The sequence below is a fragment of the Mycobacterium sp. E2699 genome (assembly GCF_001666745.1).
Lineage (GTDB): Bacteria > Actinomycetota > Actinomycetes > Mycobacteriales > Mycobacteriaceae > Mycobacterium.
Genome location: NZ_LZJH01000077.1, coordinates 122,276 through 134,623 on the forward strand (window position 1 = coordinate 122,276; position 12,348 = coordinate 134,623).

Sequence of the window (12,348 nt, forward strand, 5' to 3'; positions counted from 1 at the left end):
TTTCGGCCCCTGGATTTTGGTTCGTTTCGCGGATGCGCGCGGGAGGCTGTCTCTTGACACCGCGCCGGGATTGAGTGACCCTGGTCACAAGGCAAGAGATGCGACGAAGAACTGAAAATCCTTCGCGGGCAACCGATTACTACTTCTGGTATCCCGCTCGGCGGCCTCGCGGTACGCTAAGTCTCTTATTGAGCGCCTGTCCAAAAGGCGCCCGGGCGTCGCAAATCGTACGCAGACGCGCCGAGCCATCCTGAAAACATCCATTTTCGAATGCCCTTGCGTGGCACGCCATTACGCTCAGCTTGCCTCGATCATTCGGGCTCATAAACGTATATATGTCGTTCATTCGCGTGGGGAGATGAACATGTCTTTTGTTGTTGCCGTTCCCGATCTCGTCGAGGTGGCCGCCCAAGATCTGGCAGGTATTCGCTCAGCCCTGGACGAGGTCACGCAGGCCATCGTCGCCCCGACAACAAACCTGGCGCCGGCCGCGGGCGACGAGGTGTCGTCCGCGATCGCTGCGCTCTTCGGCAACTTCGGCCAGGAGTATCAGGCACTCAACGCCGAAGTTGCGGCGTTCCACAACGCGTTCGTCGGCGCGCTGGGCAGCGGCGCGGCCGCATACGCGGGTGCTGAAATCGCCAACGGTGCCGCGCTGCTGTCGGGCGGTGGAAACCTGGCGGCTGAGATAGGCGGTGCGATTTCCGGGTTGGGCGCCGCGATTGGTGGCTCTCTTTCGCTCGGCGTGAGCAGCAGTCTGGGCGCGGCCCTTGGCGGCACCCTGGAAACACTCCTCGGCGCCGGACTCGGCGGACTCGCCTTCCAGACCGGCGGTTTCATTCTGTCCGGCATCGGCAACGGGCTGGTTCAGACGGGCAATGCCATCGTCCAGGCCGGACTCGCGCTGGAAAACAGCGGCGCGGCCCTTTCCGCGATGGGCGCTCAATTCCTTGCCCAGGCCAACGGCGCCCTCAACGCACTGCTGAACGCCAACTTCGGCATCAACATCGGCGCGGCCCTGTCCGCGAGCCTGGGCGGCAGCCTCAATGGGCTGGCCGCAAACCTCGCGGCGAGCCTGAACGGTCTGGGTAATCTGGCCGGAAACATCGGCGCGGGTCTGAACGGCGCGCTGCAGACCGGCGAGACGCTGGCGGCGAACTTCCTGGCGTCGTTGCCGGGTCTGCCTGCGCTGGCGCTGACGTTCCCGAACCTGGGTCCGTTGGGCGTGGAGCTCTCGGCCGCGCTGAATGGGTTGGGCGCCAACCTCAGTGCGTCGCTGAACGCGGCGCTGTCGGGGGCGTTGACGTTGCCGCCGATCAACCTGTCGCTGCCGGGGTTGCCGAGTTTCACGTTGCCGCCGTTGCCGGGGCTGCCGTCGATCACGCTGCCCAACATCGGTGCGGACATCAACGCGGCGCTGAACGCGGCGCTGAACCTGACGTTGCCGGGGTTGCCGCCGATCAACCTGTCGCTGCCGGGGTTGCCGAGTTTCACGTTGCCGCCGTTGCCGGGGCTGCCGTCGATCACGCTGCCCAACATCGGTGCGGACATCAACGCGGCGCTGAACGCGGCGCTGAACCTGACGTTGCCGGGGTTGCCGCCGATCAACCTGTCGCTGCCGGGGTTGCCGAGTTTCACGTTGCCGCCGTTGCCGGGGCTGCCGTCGATCACGCTGCCCAACATCGGTGCGGACATCAACGCGGCGCTCAACGCGGCGCTGTCGGGGGCGTTGACGCTGCCGCCTTTCACCTTCCCGGCCCTGCCTCCGTTCACGCTGCCTAACCTGGGTGCGCTTGGTCTGGGTTTGAGTGCGGCGCTGAACGGGATCGGTGGCTCGATCAGCGCGTCGCTGAATGGGTTGGGTGCGTCGCTGAACGTCATGTTGTCGGGAGGCCTGAACCTGGGCACCAACCTCAACGCGTTTATCCAGACCGGCGAGGCGCTGGCGGCCAACTTCGCCGGCAACCTCGCAGCGGGCCTGAACGCGGCGATCCAGACCGGCGAGAGCCTGGCCGCCAACTTGGCTGCCGCGCTCTCGACGCTGTCGCTGCCCAACTTGGGACTGTCCATCAACGCGGCGCTGTCGGCTAACCTCGGCGCTGCGCTGAACGGCCTGGTGCAGGCCACCGGATCCCTCGCGGGCGGCCTCACCGGCGGCCTCGGAGGCCTCATACACGCGGGTGAAACCCTGGGCGGGAGCCTGGCGACGGGCTTGTCCGGGTTGGCCGGCACAGGTAACGCGTTGGCGAATATCTGGGAGAACACCGCAGCCCAGATCGGTGGCGCGCTCTTCGGTGGTTTCGCGGCGACCCTGGGCGTCGGGGCTCCCGGCGTGCTCGGGCTCGGCACGGCCCTGGCGACCGGCCTCTCGGGCGCAGCCACCACGCTGGAGCAGACGGGCGGCTCGCTCGTCGTGTCGCTGAACACGGCGCTGACCGACCTCGAGCTCTCGCTGCAGGCCGCCGTGGATGCCAGCTTGGGCATCGGGATCGCCGCCTAGCCCGGTGGCGCCCAGGAGACTCGTGTAGGCCCGCGCTTTTCCGAAGCGGAGCCTTTGCCCGACACGATCTCCTGGGCGCACGCCGCCCGGCCATCGGTGGAATGGATTTGCAAACTGTTGCATAACCATGCACAATCGTCGAAATGGCCGACGTATTGAGGGTCGCGGTTGCCGGTGCCACCGGCTACGCGGGCGGGGAGATCCTTCGGCTGCTGCTCGGGCATCCCGCCGGCGCCGACGGCCGGCTGACCATCGGGGCGCTGACCGCCGCGGCCAGCGCCGGCAGCACGCTCGGGGAGCACCACCCGCACCTGATCCCGTTGGCCCAGCGCATGATCGAGCCCACCGATCCGGCCGTGCTCGCGAGCCATGACGTGGTGTTCCTGGCCCTGCCGCACGGGCATTCGGCGGCACTGGCCGAACAGCTCGGCGCCGAAACACTGATCATCGACTGCGGGGCCGACTTCCGGCTCACGGACGCCGCCGCCTGGGAGCGGTTCTACGGATCGACACACGCCGGCAGCTGGCCGTACGGGCTGCCGGAGCTCCCTGGCGCGCGCGAGCGACTGCGTGGCGCCCGGCGCATCGCGGTCCCGGGCTGCTATCCGACGGCGGCGCTGCTGGGGCTGTCGCCCGCGATGGCCGGGGACCTCATCGAGCCGGCCGTCACGGTCGTCGCCGTCAGCGGCACCTCCGGGGCCGGCCGCGCGGCCAAGGCCGACCTGCTCGGCTCGGAGGTCATCGGCTCGGCCCGGGCCTACAACATCGCCGGTGCGCACCGGCACACCCCGGAGATCGCGCAGGGCCTGGGCGCCGTCACCGAGCGCGACGTCACGGTGTCGTTCACCCCGGTGCTGATCCCGACATCCCGGGGCATCCTGGCCACCTGCACCGCGCGCACCCGGGCGCCGCTGTCACAACTGCGGGCGGCCTACGAAAAGGCTTATGGCGCCGAGCCTTTCGTCTACCTGATGCCCGAGGGGCAGCTGCCGCGCACCGGGGCGGTGATCGGCAGCAACGCGGCGCACGTCGCCGTCGCGCTGGACGAGGCCGCCGAGACGTTCGTGGCGATCGTCGCGATCGACAACCTGGTCAAGGGCACGGGCGGCGCCGCGGTGCAGTCCATGAACCTTGCGCTGGGTTGGCCTGAGGCCCAAGGGCTTTCGGTGGTCGGGGTCGCGCCATGACCGGGACGACGGAGGCGCGGTTGCTGCGCGAACAGGGCGTGACCGCCCCGGCCGGGTTCCGGGCAGCCGGCATCGCCGCCGGCATCAAGACATCCGGAAAGCCGGACCTGGCGTTGGTGTTCAACGAAGGACCCGACTACGCGGCGGCCGGGGCCTTCACCCGCAACAAGGTGAAGGCCGCCCCGGTCCTGTGGACACAGCAGGTGCTGACCACCGGGCAACTGCGCGCGGTGATCCTGAACTCGGGCGGCGCCAACGCCTGCACCGGCCCCGGCGGCTTCCAGGACACCCACGCCACCGCGGAGGCCGTCGCCGCCGCGCTGTCGGACTGGGGGACCGACACGGGTGCCATCGAGGTCGCGGTCTGCTCGACCGGGCTGATAGGGGACCGGCTGCCGATGGACAAGGTGCTCGCCGGGGTGCGTGAGATCGTGCGCGAGATGGCGGGCGGGCTGTCGGGAGGGGACGAGGCCGCCCAGGCCATCATGACCACCGACACCGTGCCCAAACAGGTTGCGTTGCATCACCCCGACAACTGGACGCTCGGCGGGATGGCCAAAGGCGCGGGCATGATCGCCCCCTCGCTGGCCACCATGTTGTGCGTGCTCACCACCGACGCGGCCGTCGAGCCGGCGGCGCTCGACCGGGCGCTGCGCAACGCCACCGCGCACACCTTCGACCGGCTCGACATCGACGGCTGCTGCTCGACCAACGACACCGTGCTGCTGCTGGCATCGGGCGCCAGCGAGATCACCCCGTCGCAGGCCGATCTCGACGCGGCGGTGCTGCGGGTCTGCGACGACCTGTGCGTCCAGCTGCAGGCCGACGCCGAGGGCGTCACCAAGCGCGTCACCGTCACCGTCACCGGGGCCGCCTCCGAGGACGACGCGCTGACGGCGGCGCGGGCGATCGCTCGCAACAGCCTGGTCAAGACGGCGGTGTTCGGCTCCGATCCCAACTGGGGCCGGGTGCTCGCGGCCGTGGGCATGGCACCGGTAACCCTCGAGCCGGACCGAATCCGGGTGTCGTTCAACGGTTCCGCGGTCTGCATCGACGCGGTCGGGGCGCCCGGCGCGCGGCAGGTCGACCTTTCCGCGGCCGACATCGACATCACCGTCGACCTCGGCGTCGGCGACGCGTCCGCCGCCGTCCGCACCACCGACCTCTCGCACGGCTACGTCGAAGAGAATTCGGCCTACAGCTCATGACCGTTCGCGTTGACGCGCTGCCCACCGGAGTCAAAGCGCAGGTGCTGGCCGAGGCCCTGCCCTGGCTCAAGCAGTTGCACGGCAAGATCGTCGTCATCAAGTACGGCGGCAACGCCATGACGAACGACACGCTGCGGCGCGCTTTCGCGGCCGACATGGCGTTCCTGCGCAACTGCGGCATCCACCCCGTCGTCGTGCACGGCGGCGGGCCGCAGATCACCGCCATGCTGCGCCGGCTCGGCATCGAGGGCGATTTCAAAGGCGGCTTCCGCGTCACCACACCCGAGGTGCTCGACGTGGCGCGGATGGTGCTGTTCGGGCAGGTCGGCCGCGAACTGGTCAACCTGATCAACGCGCACGGACCCTACGCCGTCGGCATCACCGGCGAGGACGCGCAACTGTTCACCGCCGTGCGGCGAAGCGTCACCGTCGACGGCGTGGCCACCGACATCGGCCTGGTCGGCGACGTCGACAAGGTCAACACCGCGGCGGTGCTGGATCTCATTGCGGCGCGGCGCATTCCGGTGGTGTCGACGCTCGCGCCCGACGCCGAGGGTGTGGTGCACAACATCAACGCCGACACCGCCGCGGCGGCGCTGGCCGAAGCGCTGGGAGCCGAAAAGCTGCTGATGCTCACCGACGTCGAGGGCCTGTACACCAGCTGGCCGGACCGCGATTCCCTGGTCAGCGAGATCGACACCGCCACACTGGCGCAACTGCTGCCCACGCTGGAAGCGGGCATGATCCCCAAGGTCGAGGCGTGCCTGCGGGTGGTCACCGCGGGCGTTCCGAGCGCCCACATCATCGACGGGAGGGTCGAACACTGTGTGTTGGTCGAGCTTTTCACGGATGCCGGCACGGGAACCAAGGTGGTGAGCGCATGACGGCCACGGATGCCCTGCGCAGGCGCTGGGAAGCCGTGATGATGAACAACTACGGCACCCCTCCGCTGGCCTTGGCCAGCGGGGACGGCGCGGTGGTCACCGACGTCGACGGCAAGACCTACGTGGACCTGCTGGGCGGCATCGCGGTCAACGTCCTCGGCCATCGGCACCCGGCCGTCATCGAGGCCGTCACGCACCAGATGGCGACGCTGGGCCACACCTCCAACCTGTATGCGACGGAGCCGGGCGTCGCGCTGGCCGAGGAGCTGGTGGCGCTGCTTGGCGCGGACGCACCCGCGCGGGTGTTCTTCTGCAACTCCGGCACCGAGGCCAACGAGGTCGCGTTCAAGCTGTCGCGGCTGACCGGTCGCACGAAACTGGTTGCCGCGCAGGAAGGTTTCCACGGCCGCACGATGGGCTCGCTGGCGCTGACGGGCCAGCCGAGCAAGCAGGCGCCATTCGAGCCGCTGCCGGGTTACGTCACCCATGTGCCCTACGGCGACGTCGACGCGCTGGCCGCCGCGGTCGACGACGCCACCGCCGCGGTGTTCCTCGAGCCGATCATGGGGGAGAGCGGCGTCGTCGTCCCGCCCGAGGGTTACCTTGCCGCCGCGCGGGACATCACCGCGCGCCATGGCGCCCTGCTGGTGCTCGACGAGGTGCAGACCGGAATGGGCCGCACCGGAGCGTTTTTCGCCCACCAGCACGACGGCATCACCCCGGACGTGGTGACCATGGCCAAGGGGCTGGGCGGCGGGCTGCCCATCGGGGCGTGCCTGGCCGTCGGGCCGGCCGCCGAGCTGCTGACCCCCGGCCTGCACGGCAGCACCTTCGGCGGCAACCCGATCTGCACCGCCGCCGCGCTGGCGGTGTTGCGGGTGATCGCCGCCGACGATCTGGTGGCCGGCGCCGAGGTGCTGGGCAAGTCGGTGCGCCACGGCATCGAAACGCTGGGCCACCCGCTGATCGATCACGTGCGCGGCCGCGGATTGCTGTGGGGCATTGTGCTTTCGGCGCCGCGGGCCAAGGACGCCGAGGCGGCCGCACGGGACGCCGGATTCCTGGTCAACGCCGCCGCGCCGGACGTCGTCCGGCTGGCGCCACCGTTGATCATCACCGAGGCCCAGGTCGACGGCTTCCTCGAAGCGCTGCCGGGCATCCTCGACACCGCAGGGGCCACAGCATGATTCGGCATTTCCTGCGCGACGACGACGTATCGCCCGACGAGCAGGCCGAAATCCTGCAGCTCGCCGCCGAGCTCAAGAAGGATCCGTTCGGCCGTCGACCGCTCGAGGGGCCGCGCGGCGTCGCGGTGATCTTCGACAAGAACTCCACCCGCACCCGGTTCTCGTTCGAGGTGGGCATCGCCCAGCTCGGCGGGCACGCCGTCGTCGTCGACGCCCGCAGCACCCAGATGGGGCGCGACGAGACGCTGGGCGACACCGCGCGGGTGCTGTCCCGCTTCGTCGAGGCCATCGTCTGGCGCACGTTCGGGCAGGACCGGCTCGAGGCGATGGCCGCGACCGCGAGCGTGCCCGTGGTCAACGCGCTCTCCGACGACTTCCACCCCTGCCAGGTGCTGGCCGACCTGCAGACCATCGCCGAACGAAAGGGGTCGCTGAAGGGCTTGCGGCTGTCCTACTTCGGCGACGGCGCCAACAACATGGCGCACTCGCTGATCCTCGGCGGGGTCACCGCGGGCATCCACGTCACCGTCGCCGCGCCCGACGGCTTCGCGCCCGACCCGGCGCTGCTGGCCGCCGCCCGGCGGCGCGCCGACGCGACCGCCGGGTCGGTCACGGTGACCGCCGACGCCGACGCCGCCGCCAAGGGCGCCGACGTCGTCGTCACCGACACCTGGACGTCGATGGGCCAGGAGGACGACGGCCTGGACCGGGTGGGGCCGTTCCGGCCGTTTCAGGTCAACGAGCGACTCGTGGGGCTGGCCGACCCGGAAGCCGTTGTGCTGCACTGCCTTCCGGCTCACCGCGGCGAGGAGATCACCGACGAGGTGATGGACGGCCCGGCCAGCGCGGTGTGGGACGAGGCCGAAAACCGCCTGCACGCCCAGAAGGCGCTGCTGGTGTGGCTGCTGGAGCGGTCCCGATGACCCGCTCGAAGGCCACCGCCGAAACGACCCGGGCCGGCCGCCAGGACCGCATCGTCGCGATCCTGTCGTCGGAGTCGATCAGCAGCCAAAGCGAGCTGGCCGCGCGGCTGGCCGGCGAGGGGATCGAGGTCACCCAGGCCACGCTGTCGCGCGATCTGGAGGAGCTGGGCGCGGTGAAGCTGCGCGGCGCCGACGGCGGCGTCGGGGTCTACATCGTTCCCGAGGACGGCAGCCCGGTGCGCGGGGTGTCCGGGGGCACCGCGCGGTTGTCCCGGCTGCTGAGCGAGTTGCTGGTGTCCGTCGACGCCAGCGCCAACCTCGCGGTGCTGCGCACACCCCCCGGCGGCGCCAACTATTTGGCCAGCGCGATCGATCGCGCGGCGTTACCGTACGTCGTCGGCACCATCGCCGGCGACGACACCGTGTTCGTGGCGGCGCGGGAGCCGATGACCGGCTCCGAACTTGCCAGCTCCCTGGAACGCCTGAAGTAACTAAGGAGATCTATGTCAGAGCGCGTGATCCTGGCGTATTCCGGGGGCCTGGACACCTCGGTGGCGATCAGCTGGATCGGCAAGGAGACCGGCCGGGAGGTGGTCGCGGTCGCGATCGACCTCGGTCAGGGCGGCGAGGACATGGAGGTGGTGCGCCAGCGGGCCCTGGACTGCGGCGCCGTGGAGGCCGTCGTCGTCGACGCCCGAGACGAGTTCGCCGAGGGCTACTGCCTGCCGACGGTGCTCAACAACGCGCTCTACATGGACCGCTATCCGCTGGTGTCGGCGATCAGCCGGCCGCTGATCGTCAAACATCTGGTCGCGGCGGCCCGCGAGCACGGCGGCAGCACGGTCGCGCACGGCTGCACCGGCAAGGGCAACGACCAGGTCCGGTTCGAGGTCGGCTTCGCGTCGCTGGCACCCGATCTGGAGGTGCTGGCGCCGGTCCGCGACTACGCGTGGACGCGGGAGAAGGCGATCGCGTTCGCCGAGGAGAACGCCATCCCGATCAACGTCACCAAGCGCTCACCGTTCTCGATCGACCAGAACGTGTGGGGCCGGGCGGTGGAAACCGGCTTCCTGGAACACCTTTGGAACGCCCCCACCAAGGACGTCTACTCCTATACCGAAGACCCCACCCTGAACTGGAGCCCGCCCGACGAGGTGATCGTCGGGTTCGAGCGCGGCGTGCCGGTGTCCATCGACGGGAAACCGGTGTCGATGCTGCAGGCGATCGAGGAGCTCAACCGCCGCGCCGGCGCCCAGGGCGTGGGGCGGCTCGATGTCGTCGAGGACCGGCTGGTGGGCATCAAGAGCCGCGAGATCTACGAAGCGCCGGGGGCGATGGTGCTCGTCACCGCCCACACCGAGCTCGAGCACGTCACCCTGGAGCGCGAGCTGGGCCGGTTCAAGCGGCACACCGACCAGCGCTGGGCGGAGCTGGTCTATGACGGGCTGTGGTACTCGCCGCTGAAGGTCGCGCTGGAAAGCTTCGTCGCGAAGACCCAGGAGCATGTCTCCGGCGAGATCCGGATGGTGTTGCACGGCGGGCACATTGCCGTCAACGGTCGGCGCAGCGCCGAATCCCTGTACGACTTCAACCTGGCCACCTACGACGAGGGCGACAGCTTCGACCAGTCGGCGGCCAAGGGCTTCGTGTACGTGCACGGGCTGTCGTCGAAGATCGCGGCTCGCCGGGATCAGCAGTGACGCTTACCTTTCTTACGCCACCAGACACAAAAGCCCCCGACACGCCGGGCAAGAAGGGGCTTTTGCGTCTGGTGGCCGGGCATGGCCCGGCGAACACCGCTGGACGAAGATGAGCACCCGCGAGGGTTCGCTGTGGGGCGGGCGGTTCGCCGAGGGGCCGTCGGCCGCGCTGGCGGCGCTGAGCAGATCCACGCACTTCGACTGGGTGCTGGCGCCGTACGACCTCGTCGCCTCGCGGGCGCACACCGTGATCCTGTTCCGCGCGGGGCTGCTGAACGAGGAGCAGCGTGACGGGCTGCTGGCCGGGCTGGACAGCCTCGCCGCGGACGTCGCCGACGGCAGCTTCGCGCCGCTGGCCACCGACGAGGACGTGCACGCGGCGCTGGAGCGCGGGCTGATCGACCGGGTCGGGCCCGACCTGGGCGGCCGGCTGCGGGCCGGGCGGTCGCGCAACGACCAGGTGGCCACGCTGTTCCGGATGTGGCTGCGCGACGCGGTGCGCCGCGTGGCCAAGGGGGCGCTCGACGTGGTGGCCGCGCTGGCCGGCCAGGCCGCCGCGCACCCGGCGGCCATCATGCCGGGCAAGACCCACCTGCAGTCCGCGCAGCCGATCCTGCTCGCCCAGCACCTGCTCGCGCACGCCCATCCGTTGCTGCGCGACGTGGACCGGATCGTCGACTTCGACAAGCGCGCGGCGGTGAGCCCCTACGGGTCGGGGGCGCTCGCGGGTTCCTCGCTGGGCCTGGACCCCGACGCCATCGCCGAACAGCTGGGTTTCGCCGCCGCCGCCGAGAACTCCGTCGACGCGACCGCCGCGCGCGATTTCGCCGCGGAGGCCGCGTTCGTGTTCGCCATGATCGGCGTCGACCTGTCCCGCCTGGCCGAGGACATCATCCTGTGGAGCTCGACGGAATTCGGCTACGTCACCCTGCACGACGCCTGGTCGACGGGCAGCTCGATCATGCCGCAGAAGAAGAATCCCGACATCGCCGAGCTCGCCCGCGGCAAGGCCGGGCGGCTGATCGGCGACCTGGCCGGGCTGCTGGCGACGCTCAAGGCGCAGCCGCTGGCCTACAACCGCGACCTGCAGGAGGACAAGGAGCCGGTCTTCGACGCGGTGGCCCAGCTGGAGCTGCTGCTGCCGGCGATGGCCGGGCTGGTGGCCAGCCTGACCTTCGATGTCGAGCGGATGGCGGCGCTGGCCCCCGCCGGCTACACGCTGGCCACCGACATCGCGGAGTGGCTGGTGCGCCGGGGTGTCCCCTTCCGGTCCGCGCACGAGGCCGCCGGCGCGGCCGTGCGGGTCGCCGAGAACCGCGGTGTCGGGCTCGACGAGCTGACCGACGACGAGCTGGCCGCCATCAGTCCCGACCTGACGCCCCAGGTTCGCCAGGTGCTGACGATCGAGGGCTCGGTGTCCTCGCGCGACGCCAGGGGCGGCACCGCGCCGGTCCGCGTCGCCGAGCAGCTGGAGGCCGTCCTGGCCAGGTGCGCGGAGCTCGGGGACCGGCTGGGAGTCGCCAGGTGAGCGACCTGGGCATGTGCCCGGTGGTTCTGAAAACGCTAAACTTCCGGACTTATGGGATCGAGTTGAACCACTCGGCCTGTGTCGTCGTCACCAAGGGATGGGACCAATGAGCGTCATCGCCGGCGTCTTCGGTGCGCTGCCGCCGCACCGCTATTCCCAACGTGAGCTCACCGATTTCTTCCTCCGCATTCCCGGTTTCGAGGATTACGAGGACATCGTCCGGCAGCTGCACGCCAGCGCCAAGGTCAACGCCCGCCACCTGGTCCTGCCTTTGGAGCAGTATCCCGCGCTGACCGACTTCGGCCGGGCAAACCGGATCTTCATCGACAAGGCCGTCGACCTCGGTTGTGAGGCGCTCGAAGGCGCCCTCGGCGAGGCGGGCCTGCGGCCGCAGGATCTCGACGTGCTCATCACGACGACGGTGACCGGGATCGCCGTCCCGTCGCTGGACGCCCGCATCGCCGGGCGGCTCGGGCTGCGTGACGACGTGCGGCGCGTGCCGCTGTTCGGCCTGGGCTGCGTGGCCGGTGCGGCGGGCGTGGCCCGCCTGCACGACTACCTGCGGGGCGCCGTGGACGGCGTCGCGGCGTTGGTCTCGGTCGAGCTGTGCTCGATGACCTATCCCGGGTACAAGCCGTCGCTGGCCGGGCTGGTCGGCAGCGCGCTGTTTGCCGACGGGGCCGGGGCGGTGGTGGCCGTCGGAGAGCGCCGCGCCGATCTGATCGGCGCCGGCGGCCCCGACATCGTCGATTCCCGCAGCCACCTCTACCCGGACTCGCTGCGCACGATGGGCTACGACGTCGGCGGCGCCGGTTTCGAGCTGGTGCTGTCCAAGGACGTGGCCGCGGTGGTCGAGCAGTACATCGCCGACGACGTCGGCACGTTTCTGGGCGCGCACGGCCTGACCACCGCCGACATCGGCGCCTTCGTCAGCCATCCCGGCGGTCCGAAGGTGATCGAGGCGATCAACGCAAGCCTCGGCCTGCCCCCGGAGGCGCTCGAGCTGACCTGGCGCTCGCTGGGCGAGATCGGCAATCTCTCGTCGGCCTCGGTGCTGCACGTGCTGCGCGACACCATCGCCAAGAAACCGCCCAGCGGCAGCCCGGGCCTGATGCTGGCGATGGGTCCGGGATTCTGTTCCGAACTCGTCCTGCTGCGGTGGCACTGATTCGTCGTGCTCGTGGATTTTTCGTCGTACCGTAGGACTCGGCCTTCGGGGCCCGATCCGGCC

At 70.1% G+C, this 12,348-nt stretch carries 10 protein-coding genes; all 10 read left to right on the plus strand.

The genetic code is table 11. The features are described from left to right. The first annotated feature begins 280 nt into the window (after window positions 1–280). Complete coding sequence (locus A5696_RS12460; protein ID WP_156738362.1) at window positions 281–2,500, plus strand: PE family protein; 2,220 nt, start codon at window positions 281–283, stop codon at window positions 2,498–2,500. A gap of 143 nt (window positions 2,501–2,643) precedes the next feature. Next, entirely contained in the window at window positions 2,644–3,687 is a 1,044-nt protein-coding gene (gene argC, locus A5696_RS12465) for an N-acetyl-gamma-glutamyl-phosphate reductase (RefSeq protein WP_067878612.1), read from the plus strand. Then, on the plus strand, window positions 3,684–4,895 hold the full coding sequence (gene argJ, locus A5696_RS12470; protein WP_067878614.1) for a bifunctional glutamate N-acetyltransferase/amino-acid acetyltransferase ArgJ: 1,212 nt from the start codon (window positions 3,684–3,686) through the stop codon (window positions 4,893–4,895). The genes argC and argJ overlap by 4 nt, the downstream gene beginning before the upstream one ends. Then, window positions 4,892–5,779 (plus strand): acetylglutamate kinase, encoded by an 888-nt coding sequence (argB, locus tag A5696_RS12475; RefSeq protein ID WP_067878617.1) that lies wholly within the window; start codon window positions 4,892–4,894, stop codon window positions 5,777–5,779. The genes argJ and argB overlap by 4 nt, the downstream gene beginning before the upstream one ends. Then, window positions 5,776–6,966, plus strand: a complete 1,191-nt coding sequence (locus A5696_RS12480) for an acetylornithine transaminase (protein ID WP_067878620.1) — start codon at window positions 5,776–5,778, stop codon at window positions 6,964–6,966. The genes argB and A5696_RS12480 overlap by 4 nt, the downstream gene beginning before the upstream one ends. Further along, window positions 6,963–7,889, plus strand: coding sequence for an ornithine carbamoyltransferase (gene argF, locus A5696_RS12485; RefSeq protein WP_067878623.1), 927 nt, complete (start codon window positions 6,963–6,965; stop codon window positions 7,887–7,889). Before A5696_RS12480 ends, argF begins: the two co-directional genes overlap by 4 nt. Further along, window positions 7,886–8,380 (plus strand): arginine repressor, encoded by a 495-nt coding sequence (locus tag A5696_RS12490; RefSeq protein ID WP_067878627.1) that lies wholly within the window; start codon window positions 7,886–7,888, stop codon window positions 8,378–8,380. Before argF ends, A5696_RS12490 begins: the two co-directional genes overlap by 4 nt. 12 nt (window positions 8,381–8,392) lie before the next feature. Beyond that, a complete protein-coding gene (locus A5696_RS12495; protein WP_067878629.1) occupies window positions 8,393–9,589 on the plus strand; it encodes an argininosuccinate synthase in 1,197 nt (398 codons plus the stop codon). Window positions 9,590–9,698: 109 nt separating this feature from the next. Next, on the plus strand, window positions 9,699–11,117 hold the full coding sequence (argH, locus tag A5696_RS12500; RefSeq protein ID WP_067878631.1) for an argininosuccinate lyase: 1,419 nt from the start codon (window positions 9,699–9,701) through the stop codon (window positions 11,115–11,117). A 106-nt stretch (window positions 11,118–11,223) separates the two neighbouring features. Continuing rightward, entirely contained in the window at window positions 11,224–12,285 is a 1,062-nt protein-coding gene (locus tag A5696_RS12505) for a type III polyketide synthase (protein WP_067878634.1), read from the plus strand. Window positions 12,286–12,348: the final 63 nt, after the last annotated feature.